The sequence below is a fragment of the Variovorax sp. 10N420 genome (assembly GCF_056394705.1).
This window is the reverse complement of sequence record NZ_JBFTIJ010000012.1, coordinates 87,956-105,427: the sequence shown is the minus strand read 5'-3', so window position 1 is coordinate 105,427 and position 17,472 is coordinate 87,956. Positions and strand designations below refer to the sequence as shown.

The 17,472-nt window shown below is 63.2% G+C and carries 16 protein-coding genes; 9 read left to right on the top strand and 7 right to left on the bottom strand.

The window, feature by feature from the left end:
• Positions 1-502: 502 nt before the first annotated feature.
• The 3 genes from AC1DEK_RS24990 to AC1DEK_RS24980 form a co-directional block, all read right to left on the bottom strand.
• Positions 503-2,062: a hypothetical protein gene (locus AC1DEK_RS24990; RefSeq protein ID WP_478128001.1), complete on the bottom strand. Its 1,560-nt coding sequence runs from the start codon at positions 2,060-2,062 to the stop codon at positions 503-505.
• 62 nt (positions 2,063-2,124) lie between these two features.
• Complete coding sequence (locus AC1DEK_RS24985) at positions 2,125-3,312, bottom strand: ShlB/FhaC/HecB family hemolysin secretion/activation protein (protein WP_478128000.1); 1,188 nt, start codon at positions 3,310-3,312, stop codon at positions 2,125-2,127.
• Positions 3,313-3,659: 347 nt separating this feature from the next.
• Positions 3,660-4,661, bottom strand: a complete 1,002-nt coding sequence (locus AC1DEK_RS24980) for a Bug family tripartite tricarboxylate transporter substrate binding protein (RefSeq protein WP_478127999.1) — start codon at positions 4,659-4,661, stop codon at positions 3,660-3,662.
• Positions 4,662-4,818: 157 nt separating this feature from the next.
• On the opposite strand from AC1DEK_RS24980, the gene AC1DEK_RS24975 reads away from it, so the two are divergent.
• Both AC1DEK_RS24975 and AC1DEK_RS24970 read left to right on the top strand, forming a co-directional pair.
• Positions 4,819-5,754 (top strand): LysR substrate-binding domain-containing protein, encoded by a 936-nt coding sequence (locus AC1DEK_RS24975; protein ID WP_478127998.1) that lies wholly within the window; start codon positions 4,819-4,821, stop codon positions 5,752-5,754.
• 102 nt (positions 5,755-5,856) lie between these two features.
• Complete coding sequence (locus AC1DEK_RS24970) at positions 5,857-6,930, top strand: tartrate dehydrogenase (RefSeq protein WP_478127997.1); 1,074 nt, start codon at positions 5,857-5,859, stop codon at positions 6,928-6,930.
• Between the two features lie 16 nt (positions 6,931-6,946).
• Here the strand turns inward: AC1DEK_RS24970 and AC1DEK_RS24965 are convergent, their stop codons facing one another.
• Positions 6,947-7,306, bottom strand: a complete 360-nt coding sequence (locus AC1DEK_RS24965) for a hypothetical protein (protein ID WP_478127996.1) — start codon at positions 7,304-7,306, stop codon at positions 6,947-6,949.
• A gap of 145 nt (positions 7,307-7,451) precedes the next feature.
• The gene (locus AC1DEK_RS24960; protein WP_478127995.1) at positions 7,452-7,904 is read right to left on the bottom strand and encodes an SET domain-containing protein; all 453 of its coding nucleotides are present in this window, start codon (positions 7,902-7,904) and stop codon (positions 7,452-7,454) included.
• A gap of 155 nt (positions 7,905-8,059) precedes the next feature.
• Between AC1DEK_RS24960 and AC1DEK_RS24955 the strand changes: the two genes are divergently transcribed.
• Together AC1DEK_RS24955 and AC1DEK_RS24950 are read left to right on the top strand one after the other, a co-directional pair.
• The gene (locus AC1DEK_RS24955; RefSeq protein WP_478127994.1) at positions 8,060-9,049 is read left to right on the top strand and encodes a helix-hairpin-helix domain-containing protein; all 990 of its coding nucleotides are present in this window, start codon (positions 8,060-8,062) and stop codon (positions 9,047-9,049) included.
• A gap of 120 nt (positions 9,050-9,169) precedes the next feature.
• Complete coding sequence (locus tag AC1DEK_RS24950) at positions 9,170-10,189, top strand: chemotaxis protein CheB (protein WP_478127993.1); 1,020 nt, start codon at positions 9,170-9,172, stop codon at positions 10,187-10,189.
• A gap of 49 nt (positions 10,190-10,238) precedes the next feature.
• Here AC1DEK_RS24950 and AC1DEK_RS24945 read toward each other — a convergent pair whose 3' ends face one another.
• The gene (locus AC1DEK_RS24945) at positions 10,239-11,354 is read right to left on the bottom strand and encodes an OmpA family protein (protein ID WP_478127992.1); all 1,116 of its coding nucleotides are present in this window, start codon (positions 11,352-11,354) and stop codon (positions 10,239-10,241) included.
• 317 nt (positions 11,355-11,671) lie between these two features.
• Between AC1DEK_RS24945 and AC1DEK_RS24940 the strand changes: the two genes are divergently transcribed.
• Together AC1DEK_RS24940 and AC1DEK_RS24935 are read left to right on the top strand one after the other, a co-directional pair.
• The gene (locus AC1DEK_RS24940; protein ID WP_478127991.1) at positions 11,672-11,986 is read left to right on the top strand and encodes a hypothetical protein; all 315 of its coding nucleotides are present in this window, start codon (positions 11,672-11,674) and stop codon (positions 11,984-11,986) included.
• Between the two features lie 25 nt (positions 11,987-12,011).
• On the top strand, positions 12,012-12,725 hold the full coding sequence (locus AC1DEK_RS24935; protein WP_478127990.1) for a sugar transferase: 714 nt from the start codon (positions 12,012-12,014) through the stop codon (positions 12,723-12,725).
• Positions 12,726-12,755: 30 nt separating this feature from the next.
• Here the strand turns inward: AC1DEK_RS24935 and AC1DEK_RS24930 are convergent, their stop codons facing one another.
• Positions 12,756-13,784, bottom strand: coding sequence for a LacI family DNA-binding transcriptional regulator (locus AC1DEK_RS24930; protein WP_478127989.1), 1,029 nt, complete (start codon positions 13,782-13,784; stop codon positions 12,756-12,758).
• Between the two features lie 146 nt (positions 13,785-13,930).
• On the opposite strand from AC1DEK_RS24930, the gene AC1DEK_RS24925 reads away from it, so the two are divergent.
• The 3 genes from AC1DEK_RS24925 to AC1DEK_RS24915 are packed head-to-tail and all read left to right on the top strand — an operon-like array spanning position 13,931 to position 17,438.
• Positions 13,931-15,289 (top strand): uracil-xanthine permease family protein, encoded by a 1,359-nt coding sequence (locus AC1DEK_RS24925; RefSeq protein ID WP_478127988.1) that lies wholly within the window; start codon positions 13,931-13,933, stop codon positions 15,287-15,289.
• Positions 15,286-16,728: an amidohydrolase family protein gene (locus tag AC1DEK_RS24920; RefSeq protein ID WP_478127987.1), complete on the top strand. Its 1,443-nt coding sequence runs from the start codon at positions 15,286-15,288 to the stop codon at positions 16,726-16,728. Before AC1DEK_RS24925 ends, AC1DEK_RS24920 begins: the two co-directional genes overlap by 4 nt.
• Entirely contained in the window at positions 16,725-17,438 is a 714-nt protein-coding gene (locus AC1DEK_RS24915; RefSeq protein WP_478127986.1) for a TSUP family transporter, read from the top strand. Before AC1DEK_RS24920 ends, AC1DEK_RS24915 begins: the two co-directional genes overlap by 4 nt.
• Positions 17,439-17,472 lie beyond the last annotated feature (34 nt).

Sequence of the window (17,472 nt, the reverse complement as noted above, 5' to 3'; positions counted from 1 at the left end):
CCGGCAGCACCGTATGCAGCAATAGTCGAAAAGGTACTGGCCATTTCCTTCCCCTGCGCGCGCATTTTGGCCGATATATCAAGATAGATCAGAGCTCATTTCGTAAACCAATTCCGCCCTTTTTGTTCGGTTCTTGGCGGTGAAACAACGTGCGTAAAGTCATTGTTTTCTACGTCCGAATCCATCGAAGGGTAAATTCGAATGCAAAGCTTTTGATACGCGTCAGTTGCACACAAGTCAAATAATTCGACGTCTTCGACGCCGTTGTTCATACTGTGAAGAATTTCCAACTATCCCAGGTCTCTATCTGATGGAGCCGTATCGCTTCTCTTAGAGAGCGTCCGTTCCGCTTGGATCTGCATGCCCAACACCCATCCAAGACCGAGTAGCAGCCCGCCCAAAATGAAGAGGGGATACCGAATCCATGGATGCTCGAAAAAAAACCCTAGGAAACCAAGCGTTCCGAGCTCAGAGTATTTGTGGATCACTTTTCTATGTGGACTCATGGCTTTATTTGATTTTTCAGGTCACCCAGCTCTCCTGAATTTTTAATACCCTCCGCAATCGGGGTGGTTATAAAAGTCGGAATTTTGAGATGATTCCCGATACCTATGAGGGCCTTGTCGATTCGTGAGTCGATCAACAGAGCACCAGGATTTGGGTCAAAGATAAGATCCGATGCGGCGCTTGCACCCCATGCTACGCCGCCAAGCACAGGCACGGCGGGTGCGCATATGATCGCGGCAGCGCATCCCGCACTTGCGTATGAGGCCGCCGACGAGATAGTGTTGGCCATTTCCTTCCCTTGAGCCCTCATGTGGGCTGACACATCAAGCGTCTGCCCGTTCGAATCGACCCAGCCATTTCCAATGGCATAGACGAACTGTTGGTCGCTCCGTTGAGTTCCCAGAATCGAACCATACGAAGAAGACTCTCCGGCCAAACCGCGTAGCGCCGATTTCGCATCATTCAATGCTTGCTTCCCGCCTTGGATTTCCCCAGCAATTCGCGCGCATTCGGCTGGTGAACAAGCTGTGATCGTGTCGCTTTGCTTCGCACTCAACTCGGCGTATTCCTTCAAGATCTTGTCGCGCTCCGACTGCGTTGGCGAATCGCGCAGCTTACCCATCATCTCGCGCACTTGGCCGCTCGAAAGATAGTTGTTCGCAGCTTCGTTGAATGCGCCCGCTGCACCGCCGGAACCACCCGCCGCGTACCCGACGGCGGCAGCGAGACCTGCGGTCACAGCATCCGCCGCGGCGCCCGACAGTCCCAGCTTGCCGACCGCCGCGCCGATGTTGGGAACCGTCGCCGCGCCCAGGCCGGCACCTGCTGCGCCAGCAGCGCCCCCTGCGAGGCCCCCAATCACCGCATGTCCGGCGACCCTGCAGTAACCGCCGTCACCCCAGCATGCGGCAGCTTCCGGATCGTTTCCATTTAGCGCTTCCACGAGCTTGCCATTGGCATACTCTCCCCAAGCGCTTGCGGCCTTCTGCCCGAACTCTTGCGTGATCTGCACTTGTGACTGGACGTCGTTCAGGATGGTCTGGGTGTTCCGGTCCTTCACCAACGCTCCGGTGCTGCTGGAGTCTCCGGTCCTCACGCTCTCATCGCCCGCGACTCCGCCAATGCCTGCCTTCGTGACACTCGTCTCGCTGCTGCTGGCGCTGCCGATGCCGGCGCTTCCGCCAGGACGAGAGTCGCTCTGCGCGGCATTCGTGCCCGTATCCTTCGCCGCAGATTGGTCTCCTGCTGTCATGCCAACGCGTCCGCTCATCCCATAGCCGCTGCCGTTCGAAGTGCTGTGGTTCACGAGGTCGCTGGTTGTGATGCTGGCGCTCTTGAAGCTGTTCTTTCCCGCGTCGATCGCGTCCTGCGTGCTGCTGATGACGCCGCCCTTCAGATCCGTGTTGCCCCTCACGTTGACGGCAAAGCCACCATCGCCGGCCTTGATGCCCGACTGCACGGACACACTCGCAAAATCGCCGCTGGCCTTGGCGCTCGCCGCGCTTCCGCCCACAGTACTGACGCCGTAGCAGATCGGCGGGATGCATAGGCTCACGTTCGCGCCTGAGCTGCTCTGCCTGGACACCTGACGGCTCGTGTCTTGCGGGCTTTCGATGTTCAGGTTTCCTCCCACCACAGCCGCGACGCGTCGTCAATAGAGTTGTTTGAGGAGCGACGGAAGCCTCGTACGCTGGCGATGGTCTTGCGGTGCTGGTCGCGATGCAGCAATCGGGAGACGCTGACGCCGGCGTTGCTGCTTTCACCGCGGTAGATGTAGTTCTCAAAGGCTCCGGCCACTTTCTGGCGGTAGTCGTTCCGCGATGCCGTGGCGCTGAATAGCCAGTCGCCATAGGGAACGGAGTAGTGAACGATCTGGCCGGCGGTGCCCTTGTCGGGATTCGTGAACCAGTGGCCGTCGATGCTGTGGGAGGCGTTGACGTAGAAGAGGTCATTCAAGCCGAAGGGGTTGTCGACGGAAACCGTGGCGCCCGCCTGGTAGCGGCCCGTGCCCTCAGTGCCGCTGTCATCAAGGCTCAAGGAGGCGCGCGGACGCCGGGTTTGCGCATACTTGACCACAAGATCGCTGTCACCGGGCTGCGCGTTCGCGGCACTCGAGGGCTCGATCTGGATGTCGGCCTCCGCGGCGGGCACGCGCTTGAGGTTCTCCAGACCTTGCTCGATATCACGCAGGTTGAGGAGATCGCCCATTCGCGCGGGGACGGCCGTGCGCAGGCTGGTGGGCGCGCCCCCGCCATCGAAGCGGATGGCGGCGATGCGGCCAGGAATCAGCGTGAGAGTGAGTTCGCCTTGGGTGAGGTCCTGCGAACCAGCCAACACGCGTGTGGTCACATATCCACGTGCGATGACCGCCTGTTGGATGCGGGCGAGCACGATGTTGACGCCCTCGGTGCCGAGGCACTGACCCACGGGGGAGTCGTCGCTCTGGGGGCCGGCGGTGGCGGCGAGCGCCCATTGAAAGTCGTCGGAGTTCTCGCCAGAGAGCACCATGCGATCAATGCGGAAGCACGGCGTTTCGTTGTCTGGCAGCCGCTGTGTTTTCGTAGCTGCTTGACGAGGAAGGCGTGCGTCCACCGCGCGTTCCTGCTGTTCGCGCAGCGCGCGCTCGCGTTCTTGCTGGCGCTGCTCCTCGATGACGGGACGAGGTGTCGATGCGATCTGTGCGTGAACCGCGAACGACGCGGCCAGCCCCGTCACGAGGAGGGGCGAGAGTGCAGGAACTGAGAGTTTCGGAACGCGGCGAGCAGCCACCGTGGGACGCGCCCACCGGCGGGAAAGAAAGGCCATTGTTTTGTTGCCGCGTCGGAGGGCGCGGATATCAGCTTCTTGGCGCGCAGAAATAGCGGACGCCTCTTGCCGATCAGTCTAGGGATGGCTGCGACAAAGCAGCCCATCAGACTCGTCTGAATGTGCAATGGAAATCTCTTACGCGCGCTGCGAAGCGCTATCCGCCGAACGAGAGTCGAACAGCTGGTCTGTGACGTGCCGGCCTGCTGGGCGATAGCCAACTCTTGTGATCCGAGAACATCGGCGCGGCGCGTTGCTGCGCTCGGACGCTGGCGACAGCGCGTGTCAGCCATTGCCCGTGAGGAGGATGCCGCCACGAGGGCGGGGCCTAGAGACGCACTCTGCTGTCAGTCGATCGTGATGTTGCTGTCCTTCACCAGCTTCGCGAACTTGTCTGTCTCTTCCGCAATTTGCCTGGCCATCTCCTGCTGGGAATTGCCCACAGGTTCCGCGCCAATCTTGGCCATCTGCGCCTTGAACTCGGGTGAGTGAATGATCTTTACCATCTCGGACGCCAGTCGCGCCTGAACGTCCTTGGGGGTACCAGCTGGCGCCAACACGCCGAACCAGGTGCCGATGTTGAAGCCCTTCAATCCTGCTTCATCGAGCGTCGGCACGTCAGGCAAGGCGCTCGAACGCTTCGCCGTAGTGACCGCAAGAGGCCGCAGCTTTCCGGCCTGGATGTGCGGAAGCACTGGCGTCACCGTGTCGAACGACATCGCCACCTGCCCGCCCAGCAGGTCGACAGTCAGGGGTCCGCTCCCCTTGTAAGGTACATGCAGCATCTTGATGCCGGTCTCATTCTGAAACTGCGTTCCGATGAGGTGCTGCGCGGTGCCATTGCCGTTCGAGCCATAGGGCAGAGGTTCCTTGGCGGACTTGGCCAACGCAATCAGTCCGGCGACGTCCTTGGCGGGCGATGCGCTGCTGACGACCAGGACATTGGGCACCATCGCGATGGTGGTGAGCGGCGCGAAATCCTTCTGGAAGTCGTATGGCAGCTTCTTGTAGACGCTGGTCGCGATGGTGTGGTGCACCGCGCCCACGAGCAATGTGTAGCCGTTGGGCTGAGACTTGGCTACGTAGTCAGCGCCCAGGGTCGCGCCTGCACCCGGCTTGCTCTCCACGATCACGGCTTGCCCGAGCGCCTTGCCAAGCGGATCAGCCAACGCACGAGCGAGGACGTCGGTGGTACCTCCCGCTGGGAAGGGCACGATCAGGCTGATCGTCTTCGAAGGCCAGGTCTGCGCTTGAGCGAATCCAGCGCTCAGGCAAAGGGTGGCAGTAGCTAGCGACAAAAAGGCGCGGCGCCTGCTGCATGGCGCGCCTTGCCGGCTGAGATTGAACATGGGTGTCTCCTGCTTTGGTGGATTTCGACAGGCCTCCAGCGAGCCCGGCCCGGGAGGTCTGACTCTAGACAGCGAGACGCAGGCAGGAGCGACATGAAAGGAAAACCGGCTTTAACCTGCAGTTAACCTGCCCCTTCAAGGCAGCGAGAATCGCGAAATGTCAAAACGCATTCAGCCGTCGGACCTGTCTTTCTTTGCGACTCTCGCATCGGCGGGCAGCCTGAGCGCCGCCGGGCGAGAACTTGGAATCTCCACAGCCGCCATCAGCAAGCACCTGGCGTCGATGGAAACGCGGCTCGGGTTCTCGCTGGTCAACCGATCCACTCGCCGCATGGGCCTGACGCCCGAAGGTGAAATCTATCTGGAGCATTCGAAGCGCATCCTCGCTGGCGTGGACGAACTGGAGCAGGCACTGGGCGCGAGCAAGGCCCAGCCCAGGGGGCTGTTGCGTGTCAACGCGACCCTGGGCTTCGGGCGCAGTCATGTGGCGCCTCTCATCTCAAGGTTCACGAAGCGCCATCCAGAGGTCGAGGTGCAACTTCAACTTTCCGTCGGACCGCCCGCCCTGACGGAGGATGCATACGACGTCTGCATCCGCTTTGGAGCGCCGCCGGATACGCGCGTCGTCGCCCGAAAGCTCGCAGAGAACAGACGCCTGCTTTGCGCGTCTCCTGCTTACCTGGCGCGGCGCGGAATGCCAATGTTGCCGAACGACCTTCTCCGGCACAACTGCATCACCATTCGCCAGGGCGACGAGGGTTACGGCGTATGGCGCCTGACCCCCAGCAAGGGTCGCCGGCCAGAGGCGCAAGTCATCAAGGTGCGGGGAAACCTGACGAGCAACGACGGGGAGATTGCCGTCAATTGGGCACTCGACGGCCATGGCATCGTGATGCGCGCCGAATGGGACGTGGGCCGTTACCTGCAAAGCGGCCGGCTCGTCCACGTCCTGCCTCAGTACGACACGTCCGATGCCGACATCTATGCGGTGTACCCAAGGAATCAGCACTCCTTTGCCAGAGTGCGCGCCTTCGTGGACTTCATCGCCGACTCCTTCGCTCAATGGCAGGCCAGCGGGCGAACGTTTCGCTGAGGGATCATTGACTTCAGGTTAAGACCGGTTTGAACCTGACGCCACTTGCGCGGCGCCTGAGTCCCTACAGTTCAATGCTCCCATCATCGAGGTCCAAAGAACATGAAGGTCTACAAGATTGCAACCATTCCGGGAGACGGGATCGGCAAGGAGGTCGTCCCGGCAGGCCAGAAGGTGCTCGAGAAACTGGCCGCCCGCAGCGACAAGTTCGCCTTCGAGTTTGAAACGTTCGCCTGGGGCGGCGACTACTACCGAGAGCACGGAGCCATGATGCCGGACGACGGCCTGGACTCCCTGCGCGACAAGGACGCCATCTTGTTCGGTTCGGCGGGCGATCCGGACATTCCTGACCACATCACGCTGTGGGGCCTTCGCCTGAAGATCTGCCAGGGCTTTGACCAGTACGCCAATGTGCGACCGACCCGCATCCTCCCGGGCATCGACGCGCCACTGAAGCGATGCAAGTCAGAAGACCTCGATTGGGTCATCGTCCGCGAGAATTCGGAGGGCGAATACTCCGGCGTCGGCGGCCGGGCGCATCAGGGGCATCCCATCGAAGTCGCCACGGACGTTTCAATGATGACGCGGGCGGGCGTCGAGCGCATCCTGCGGTTTGCGTTCCGGCTGGCGCAGTCCCGCCCACGCAAGCAACTCACCGTGGTCACCAAGAGCAACGCACAACGTCACGCGATGGTCATGTGGGATGAGATTGCCAATGAGGTGGCTGCCGAGTTTCCAGCCGTGAAGTGGGACAAGGAACTCGTCGATGCGATGACTGCGCGCATGGTGAACAAGCCGGCTTCGCTCGACACCATCGTCGCCACGAACTTGCATGCCGACATCCTCAGCGACCTCGCAGCCGCTTTGGCGGGAAGTCTCGGGATCGCGCCGACAGGCAATATCGACCCTGAACGCCGCTACCCGTCGATGTTCGAACCCATCCATGGCTCCGCGTTTGACATCATGGGAAAGGGCTTGGCAAACCCGGTCGGCACCTTCTGGTCCGTGGTGATGCTCTTGGAGCACTTGGGCGAGCAAGACGCAGCCGATCGATTGATGGCCGTCATCGAACAGGTCACTGCCCAGCCCTCCTTGCACACCAGGGATCTCGGCGGCAAAGCGACGACGGCTCAGGTCACGGAGGCGGTTTGCAGCCTCTTGAGCCAGGAGACATGAAATACCGCGCCCTCGTCTACTGCGTCACCGCATCCGCGGGCGGTGCCGAACCCGCCGGCGGAACGATGACGGCGCGGCCGTCGTCCGATGTGTAGGTGGTGCTCGAATCGGTGCCCTCGCGCGACGAACCGTAAGGCGTCACGACAGTGGACCGGTCCTCGGTCTGCGAGTTGCCCGAGCTTCCCTGTTGCGCACGCTGCAGCGCGAGGCCGGCATCGCGGATGCACGCGTCCCGCTCCGGGCGCGGCAGCGTGCCGTCGTTACAGCGCGCGATAAGACTGTCATAGCTGTCCGACTGCGCCGCCGCCATCGTCGTCCATCCCGCCAAAATGGCAGTCGATGCGGCGCACAGCCCGAGAATGAACTTGGAACCCATGCTGGCCTCCTGAAGATAGCGCTCGCGCGTGTCGCATACGTCATGCGGCCTGTGAGCAGAGCGGTCCCATTCTCGATCTGTCGCCGACGGCCGTAAATCCCGGCCCACACGTATCCGCACGTACGTGGCAAGGTGTGTAGAGAACTCAAGCTGCGTCTTCAGGCGCAAGCATCGTGCCCCGGCAATTGGACGAGCCGCAATGGCAGAGATAGTTCGATGCCGGCGAACCGTCGTCCGCCGTCAGGCAGTAGTCGATGAAGAGTTCGTCCCCTGCCTCCACCGGCACGAGCGTCTGGAACTTCAGCACCAATTGCCCGGCGTCGTCGTATTCCTCGACCGCTTCACAGTTGGGATCGCATGCGTGATTCAGGTGACGGGTGCCGTTGCCGCCCTTGCCACCGTCGATCGTTTCGTGATTCGACAAGGCAAACAGATAGGTGAGCTGGTCGTCCCAATCCTTGGCTGCGATTTCCTCGGGCGAGTAGCGCCGGCCTTCATAGAGGCCCAGCAATGCGAAGGCCGGCAGCGACCGCGTGGCGAAAGCACCCAGTCCATGCACACCGCTGGGACCGACCCTGATGGAGGGGGTGCTATTCATCCGATTTTGTCGCTTTGCCATCGTCGGGAATTGTAGAGGTCACGCGCATTGGCACCAAAGTGCAATTGCGGACACCGGCGACCTACGGCCAAACTAAGGTCCATGCCATACGTAGTTTTCCGTAAAGGACGTTCCGATCCGGAGCGGAGGCGGCAATGACCCGCCAAATCCGAACGATCAACGACTTGGCGCAGTTGCCTGACGAAGAGTTGCGGGCCTGCCTGGGTGCCCTGCGCTCCGCGATACTGGAGGCAAGGCGCAGCCATGCCATTGCCGTCAGGGAACGCGTGATCAGCGCGGAAACGCCGTTTCACTTCCCGCACTTCAACTGGCACCCGAAGCCGTCCCTGCCGCTGGACGCCCCCCTCGGACTCGGCCGCGAGACACCCATCGATGAGATTCCATTGCGAACGGATGTTCGCAAAGTATTGACGTCGCGGAGCATCTACTGCATCGAGGATCTCTCTGCCATCAGCGAATGGGAATTGATGGCCCAGGGCTCCATTGGCTCCAACACTCTCTCGCGTCTGCGAAACGCATTGGCACAAGTGGGATTGGAGTTCCTCCCCAATCCGAACCAAAGACAACGAGCCATTGAGCAAAGCAAGGCAGTGCTTGCACTTTCCAGCGAGGCACGGTCATCGGCGCTTCGTGGCCTCAGGGATTCCGCTTCGGTTTCTTCGTTGGGGCTCAGGGTGTCGACGCTCGAGCGTGCGCTGGACCATTGCCACTCCACGGTCGGCGACCTGCGCAAGCTCTCGCTGGACTTGCTTTGCGAGAGCTACGGCAAACGCGAGGCGCGCGAAATCTACGATGCGCTGTTGCTGACCGGCCGCCCGTTCGCATGTTCGGTCTCGCACATCGAGCTTTGGCGTCGAGGCTTGATCGAGACCAAGGAGCTCGTCGCGCCCACCACTGCCGACACGCCCATCGGGGAATTGCGGCCGTGGCTGGGTGCTTCGGTGGATTTCCTTGCCGCCCGCGGCATCCAGACATTGGGTGCACTGCGCAGCGCCGCTTCGCGCGACGATGTCAGATCGATCCGAGGAATCGGCTCGGCTGCCGCGGAACGCATCAGCGGATTTCTTGGCGCGTACGTCGTCAAGCAGCCCTATCGCAGGACGCCCGCGCTCCAACGCAACTGAACTGGCGCGGCGACTGCTTTCCTGGAGGCCGGCATTTGGTTTCAGGGGCAAGGGCTGCCGTCTTACAAGACATGCCGCCATCTCCATCTAGGTTGGTCTCGTGGCTATCTTTGCGAAGACATGACGAGTCCGCCTCCCCTTCCATCGTTCATCTGCGTCGGGGCCTCGGCCGGTGGCGTGCAAGCCATGCTCGGGCTGGCCGCTGCCTTGCGCGAGGACTTTCCCGCGCCGATTTTTTTCGTCCGGCACATCGGCGCACATCGCAGCCATCTGCCGGATCTGCTGAACAGCCGTGGGCCGAATCGGGCGGTCGAGCCGAGAGACGGCGAAGTACCGGTGGGCGGCAAAATCTATGTCGCCCCGCCCGACCAGCACATGATCTTGCAGGATGGGTTGATTCGACTGAACCGTGGGCCCAAGGAACACCACGCCCGGCCCGCCATTGATCCGTTGTTCCGTTCTGCCGCTCTGGAGTGCGGTCCGCGCGCCGTGGGAGTGGTGCTCACTGGCATGCTCGACGATGGCAGCGCGGGACTTTGCGCCATCAAGGATTGCGGCGGCATCGCCATCGTGCAGGACCCGGCCGACGCCTTCGAGCCCAGCATGCCCCGCGCCGCCATGGCAGCGTTGCAGCCTGATCATGTGTTGCCGCTCTCGGCAATGCCCGACCTTTTGCTTCATCTGGCACAGCAGCACATGAGCACCGCGACCACGCACGAAGCGCCCGAGGGCCTGCGGCGCGAACACGCAGTCAGCCTGGGAGAGCACAGATTGGAAAACCTGAAAACCATTGCCGAAGCGTCCACTTTCAGTTGCCCGGATTGCGGCGGTGTGTTGTTCGAGCTCAACGACAAGCATCCGGTGCGCTATCGCTGTCACACCGGCCACGCCTTCAGCTTGCGGACACTGGCGGCGTCGCAGGAGATGGTCACCGACGCAGCGCTTTGGACCGGCCTGCGCGCGCTGCAGGAGAAGGAAAGCATCCTTCGCCGTCTGGCCCAAGCGCAGGGTGCGCACGCATCCACTTCTGCTTCCGCGCAAGCGTTTCTGCACGAGGCCGACGAGCTGTCGGAAATGATCGCCGCATTGCACAAGCTGACGATGAAGGCGCCCAGTCCCGCGGACTTCAACGCGCAATAGCGGGCCGGGCTGACAAAGCAGAAAGCGCGACCCGCAGACGCTGCACTCGTCAAGAGTTCTGTTCGCCCGTGGCGCGGATATCCACGCGCCGGTTCGGCTCGAAGCAGGCGATGAGCGCGGTGCGGTTCCTCGCCTTGCCTTGCGCCCGGCACTCGGCTTCAGTGATCTTGAGCTCCGACGGACCCCGGCCTTCGGTTTGGATGATGTTGGCCGGCACGCCGTTGGCGACCAGGTAATCACGCACCGAGTTGGCACGTGCCACTGACAGGCGCTGGTTGAACTCGAGGCTGCCGATCGGGTCGGTGTGCCCGACGATGGAGATCGAGCGCAGCCGGATGCCGGAGGACCTGAGCTCATGCAGCGTGCTGTCGATGCGCGCGCGGCCGGCCGGAGTCAAGTCCGACTTGGCAAAGGCGAAGGTGCCATCGGCCTTGAGTTCGAAGTTGCGCGCGGCCGGAGGCGGAGGCGGCGGTGGAGGCGGCGGCATCACTGCGGGCGGCGGCGCCGGCGGCCGCGCCTGCGCCACGACAGGCGGCGGGCCGAACGGGATCTGCAAGCCCACGGTGAACATCCAGTCGTTCATCTGCTGTCGGCTTGCCAGCCTGACGTTGCTGGCGTTGTCGACATAGCGGTAGCGTGCATCGGCCATCAGGCGGCCCCAGGACGAAAACGGCCAGACCACGCCCAGCCCCGCATTAGCGGTGAAGCTGGTGTGGCTGCTGCTGCTGGCGAACAAGGTGTCGACCTTGTTGTCGAGCGCGCCGATACCGCCAACGACATAGGGCTGCACGCTGTTGGACTGCCAGCGATTGATCCCCTGGCGGCCCAGGAAGAACCACTGCGCATCGAGCGTGCCGCTGAGGTTCTTGTACTTGTCGCGGGTGTTGAAGACGCCGAACGCAGTGCCGAACTTGCTGTCGAGCTCCTCGTACTGGATGCGCGCCTCGATGTTCCAGTAGGGGTTGATCGGCTTGCCGATCGAGACGCCTCCGCCCCAGCCGTTCTTGGCATTCCAGTTGTCGTCTGGATGCACGTAGGTGCCGAATGGCGTGATGTACCAGCGGTTGTCGAAGTACTGGTCCGGCGCGAAGCTGGTCTGCGCCAGGCAGGCCCCGCTCGGGATGGCAAGTACACAGCTGATTGCGAAAGCGCGTCGATCGAACATGAAAGCCTCACTGGGTTGATGTTGATGAGAAGCTTTGCCGGAGCAGGTGACGCGAAGGAATGGATGCAGCGCTCACTTGCTACTCGCATACGCGCTACGGAGTCTGTGCCTATGGCCGCCGGTATTCAATGCCCGCGTGGATTTTTAGCACGCTTGAGTTGCCGCTTGGCAACGTGCGCTGGGACAAAAGCATCCGGCGCTGTCTTACAAACCCGCCGGGCCGGCGTAGTAACAAGAGTCTCCGCGTGTGCTTTTTTCGAGTCGGGCGCTCGTCGCCGGACTTCGCTTTGCAATGGTGACCATGGAATTCAACTCGAGTGCATTCGCTGTCCGCCATGACGAAGTTCTGCGAGTCCTGCCACACCGCCAATCCCGACCGCGCGCGCTACTGTCGCGGTTGCGCAGGCAAGTTCAGCGGCATTCGCACGGCCGCGAACGTCGTCGAAGGCTCCTCGCCTGCGGCGCCGCCGCATGAAGCGGCTAGTTACGACTCTGCCGCGCCGAAGTCTCACAATGACAAGGGGCACAAGGGCGACAAGGGTGGCCAGCAGGCACGGCCTTCGCTTTTTTTCAATGTGGTTCTGCTCATGGCGGCATTGCTGTTCTGGTATTGGGCGCTTGCCGGCCGCTGAACCGCCATTCCCCAAGAGGCCGTTCATGCCCCCTGCCCATCCCTACGCGCGACGCGACGTGCCAAGCTGGGTGCACGCGAGCAGCGCTTCTTCAGAGGCCTTCCCGGAGCCGTATTGCCTCACGCCCGCTCAGCGCACAGTCAAGCGCTCGGTGGACATCGTCGGGGCCTTGGCCTTCTTCGTGATGCTCGGTCCGCTCTACCTGCTCGTTGCAGCCGTCGTGCTCGTCGGAATGGGAAGGCCGGTGCACTATGGGCAGGTTCGGCTGGGTCAGGACGGTCGCCCGTTTCGTTGCTACAAGTTCCGCACGATGGTGAGAGGAGCGAACAAGGTCCTCGCGCTTCACCTGGAGCAGAACCCTGCCGCGCGGGCGCGCTGGAACGAGTTCCAGAAGCTGGACGACGATCCTCGCGTCACGCGCGTCGGACGCGTGATCAGAAGGCTGAGCCTGGACGAACTGCCGCAGTTCTTCAACGTGCTCAAGGGCGACATGAGCCTCGTGGGCCCGCGGCCTTGCATGGTGCGCCAGCGCAGTCTGTACGGACTCGGCTGGCCGCACTACTGCCAGATGCGACCCGGCATCACCGGCCTTTGGCAGGTGAGCGGGCGCAATCGCCTGCCCTATTCCGAGCGTGTGGCGCTGGATGCCCGCTATGCCTCCGAGTGGTCGCTCAGGCTCGATGCAAAAATTCTTGTGCGCACAGTCTGGGTCGTGCTGAGTGGGGACGGATCGTCTTGAATGGCTGCGCGCGGTCGACCAGACCGGGCGTCATGGATTGCGGGATGACGACTGCCGAAGCACCAACTGCGCCGTCGGCCCCGCGACCGAACGGCGCTCCGTTTCGCCTCGGAGATGGTCGAACAGCAAGTCGATCGCCTGATGCGCGACTTCGTCGAGATGCAGGTCCACCGCTGTAAGAGGCGGCTCGCAGGTGCGGGCACGCAGGCCGTCGTATCGCGTGACCACCATCACATCGTCGGGAATGCGCCGGCCGGCCGCGCGGATTGCCTTCACCGCGCCAACAGCGAATGCATCCACTGGCACACAGAAAGCGTCGATCTCCGCGTGTGCAGCCAGGAGCGAGCGCGCCATCTCCCAGCCCCCGTCCTCACCCTGGGCCTCATCTGCCATGCCGAACAGCAAGGGCTGCGGGTGCTCGGTGATGAACTCGTCGTACGCGGCTCGCGCCTGAACATAGGAATTGCGCTGCGCCGAGCCCAGGATCATCGCGACGCGTCGCGCGCCCTGTGCATGCAGGTGCTCGAGCAGAAGCCGAGTCGTCGCCTTCGAATGAATGTCCACGTGCGGCGCAGTCTCGGACATTCCGTAGGGCTTGCCGATAGTCACGACCGGCAGGCCCCGGCGCGCAAGGTAGTCCAGGTTGGCGTCGCCGGCGGACGGCTCGATGACCAGCGCACCATCGACCTCCAGCAACTCGAGCGGAACCCTGCCGGTTTCCATCGGCGGCGCCAGAACGAGTGCAAGGTTGCGGTGGAGGGCCGCAGCGGCTGCGACTGCGGCGATTTCCATCATGAACCCCAAGCGCGAAGGACCGCCCGCGACGGCGAACGGCATGGAGGACAGCAGCACGATCATGTGCGCCTCGCCTGTTCGCAAGCGCTGCGCGTGCCTGTTGGGCCGATAGCCGAGCTTCAGGGCCGCCTTTTCGACGCGCACCCGCGTGTCGGCGTCGACCTGCCCGCGGCCATTGAGCGCATGAGAAACGGTGGTCGGCGACACCCCCGCTTCGCGCGCAACGTCCTTGATGTTGACCTTGCGAAGAGTGCTCGGAATCATCCATTGACCTTTTTCAAAGACAGTGATTGAATTCCCCAAATCGTTTTGGGAATCCTCCTGAAATGTACTTCAGCCCGCCACTGGCGGATTTTTTTGCACCGTCTCCCAAATCGATTTGGGGACGGTCGGATCCCAAGGAATCGATCATGTTCCGTATTTCCGACGCCCCTGCCGTAGACGCCGTGCTGCCCTGGTCGCAGATGCTTCTGTTCGGCCTGCAGCATGTGCTTGTGATGGCCGCCGTGCCCATCACGTCAGTCTTTCTGATTGCCAAAGCGCTGGGCCTGTCGTCGGAATTGACGATCAACCTGATCAGCGCCACCTTCCTTCTGTGCGGCGTCGGGACATTGCTGCAATCCTTCGGGCCATGGAAGTTCGGTGCGCGGCTTCCCTTCGTGATGGTGCCCGGCGGCGCACCCATCGTGATGTTCCTGACCATCGCGCAGCAGCGCGACCTGCAAACGGCCTCCGGTGCGGTGATCCTCACGGCGCTGTTCTACTTCCTCGTGCTGCCGGTCTTTTCGCGCTGCATCAAGTATTTCCCGAAGATCGTCATCGGCACCTTGCTGATGCTCGTGTCGATCAACCTCGTCAAGGTTTACGGCGGGATCATCGCTGGCAAGCCGGGCACACCCGGGTTCTCGGACCCTGCGCACATCGGCCTCGCGCTCGCCACGGTCGGCTTCACGGTGCTCTTTGCGCGCGTGTTCAAGGGCATGCTGGGACAGCTGGCGGTGCTGTTGGGACTCGTGGCAGGCACGCTCCTCGCCGCCGTGTGCGGAATGACGGATTTCAGCGGCGTGGCGAGCGGGCCGGTGTGGAGCCTCCCGACCTTGCTGCCCTTCGGGATGCCGCATTTCGACCTGGTCGCAGCGTTGCCGCTCCTGATCTTCAGCGTCATTTCAATGGTGGAGGCCACGGGGCAGACGATTGCGGTCGCCGAGGTCGTCGGCAAGCAGATCGAGCCGCGCGACGTCGTGCCGCGAACCATCCGCGGCGACGCGCTGATCTCGCTGGCAGGTGGGCTCTTCGGCACTTCGATGATCATCACGAGCGGCGAGAACATCGGCATCGTGCGCGCCACCAACGTGCGCTCGCGCTACGTGACGGCCACGGCTGGCGCCATCCTGGTTCTCATCGCGCTCACGGCGCCGCTAGGCCGGCTCGCCAGTGCGATTCCAGAGGCGGTCGTGGGCGGCACCGCGATGGTGGTCTTCGCGATCATCGGCACGATCGGCATCGACATCCTGCGCAAGGTCGACCTGCATGAGCGCAGCAACATGTTCGTGCTGGCCGGTGCGCTGACCATGGGCCTGCTGCCGATCCTCGTGCCCGGCCTCTACAGCAAGTTCCCGGCAACGCTGCAACTCGTGCTGGGCAACGGCCTGGCGATGGGCGCGCTCACCGCCATCGTGCTCAACATCCTTTTTCACCACGTCGCCGCGGCGCCCCGCGACGACAGCAACGAAGCGCCGACCCCGGAAGGGGCACCGGCCGCCCAATGATGAATTCCACCTATCCCCTGAATGCCGGCGACGCTGCATCCCACCTTGCGGCGGACTCGCTGCTGCTGGCCCCCGATCACCTCATGCTGCGCGAAGGACCGGTGCGGGACCACGCCGTCCTCGTCGAGAGCGGCAAGTTCCGCGACATCGGCCCTGCCGAAGTGCTGGCCGCCCGCTATCCGCATCTGACGCCCCTTCGACTTCCGGGCAAGGTACTGATGCCCGGGATGATCGATGCGCACCACCATCTGACGCAATCGTTTGGCAAGTCGCTGGCCTACGGCGAACCCTCGGAGATCTTTCGCCGCGTCTGGGTTCCACTTGAAGCAAGTCTGGACGACGAGTTCGTCCATGGCGTGTCGAAGCTGGCGGCGCTCGAGTCGCTGCGCGGAGGCTTCACCACCGTCTGCGATGCCGGGACGCGCGCGAAGGGAGACATCGGCGCGCTCGCGACAGCCACGCAGGAGGCGGGCCTTCGTTGCGTGCTCGGCCTGATCTGTAACGACGGGGGCAACGAGAGCACACCGGCCGAACGCAGAGCCTTGAAGGCGCACGCCGAACGCTTCCTTCAGAAGTGGTCGGGCGCGGCGCTGATTCATCCATCGCTCGCGATCTCGGTGCCCGAAGCGGCTTCCGACGAGATGCTGGTGGGTGTCTCGGCGCTTTGCGCGGAGGCACGCACGATCTTCCAGACGCATGTCAATGAGCACCTCGCGTCGGTGGAACGTTCGGTCGTCCAACGCGGCATGCGGCCACTCGACCTTCTGGCGCACCTGGGCGCGCTCGGGCCGCAAGTGCTCATCGCGCACGGCACCTTGGTGACGCCGGGCGAACTCGCCCTGCTTCGACAGACCGACACGGCCGTGAGCTACAACCCGGTCGCAAGCCAGTGGAAAGGCAATGCGGTCGCGCCGGCCAACCTGATGGCAGCGATGGGGATCCGCTTCGGACTCGGCACGGATGCCACCCGCAGCGATGCGTTCCGCCTCATGGACGCGGCCGAGGCAGCGCAAAAGCTCGCCTTCGGGCTTGCCATCGGCGACGCGTCATGCGGCGGCGGCTGGACGTGGCTCGACCATGCCACACACGATGGCGCTCGCGCCATCGGCCTGGACCACGTGATCGGCGAGATCGCGCCCGGCAAGGAGGCGGACTTCCTGCTTGTCGACGTCGATACGCCGGAGATGTGCACCTCGGTCGACTTGACGTGGGACCTCGTGCGATTGGGCAACAGGGATCAGATCGATGCCGTCTTCGTCGCAGGAAAGCTGCGCCTCTGGAAGGGCTGGCCGACCGACTGGGATGCGCGCTCGCTGATGCGGCAGGTCGCACGCGCGGCCGGCGAGGCGATCGCACGGGCACCGATCCAGCGCCTGCATCCGACCGCGGCGCAGCATCGCAAGTCAAGGGCGGCTGCAATGATCGGGGCCGCGCAGTGACCGTCGAGCACCTGATCGTCATTTCGCTCGCCGTTCTGTTCGCCGCCTTTGTCCAAGGCGCGAGCGGCGTGGGCTTCGCGCTCATCGTCGCGCCCGTGATCGGCCTCCTGCGGCCGGAGTTGCTGCCGGTGTGCGTGCTGGTCCTGATGCTGCCGTTGAACTTCTATGTCGCGTGGCGCGAACGTTCCGCGATCGATCGGAGCGGTGCGAGCTGGATCACGGCGGGACGCGTCCTCGGAACCGCGGGTGGGCTGTGGGTCTTGGCCGTGCTGAGTGCCAACCACCTGGCTTTGTTCGTCGGATTGTCGACCGTCGCCGCTGCGCTCGTCACGCTCGTGATGCCGGCGTTCTCGCCGGGCCGGCCTGCCTTTGTCGCAGCCGGACTCGTCACCGGCGTGACCGAAACCGCCACCGGCATCGGGGGGCCGCCGTTGGCGCTGGTGTACCAGCACCATGCGCCGCCCATCGTGCGTTCGACCATCGCCTTGTGCTTTCTGGTGGGAGAGCTGGTGTCGCTGGCGACATTGATGGCGACGGGCCGCATCGAATCAACGCAGCTTGTGGCCGCGTTGAGCCTGCTGCCGGCGCTGCTGATTGGCGCTGCACTCAGCCGCGTGGTGCACGAACGCATCAACGGCCGGTTCTTGCGCGCGTTCGTTCAGGTTTTCGCGATCACGTCCGGCGTGGTGTTGCTCGTGCACGCGATCTGACGCGCGTCGCTCGGCACCCGTGAGTCGACGCGAC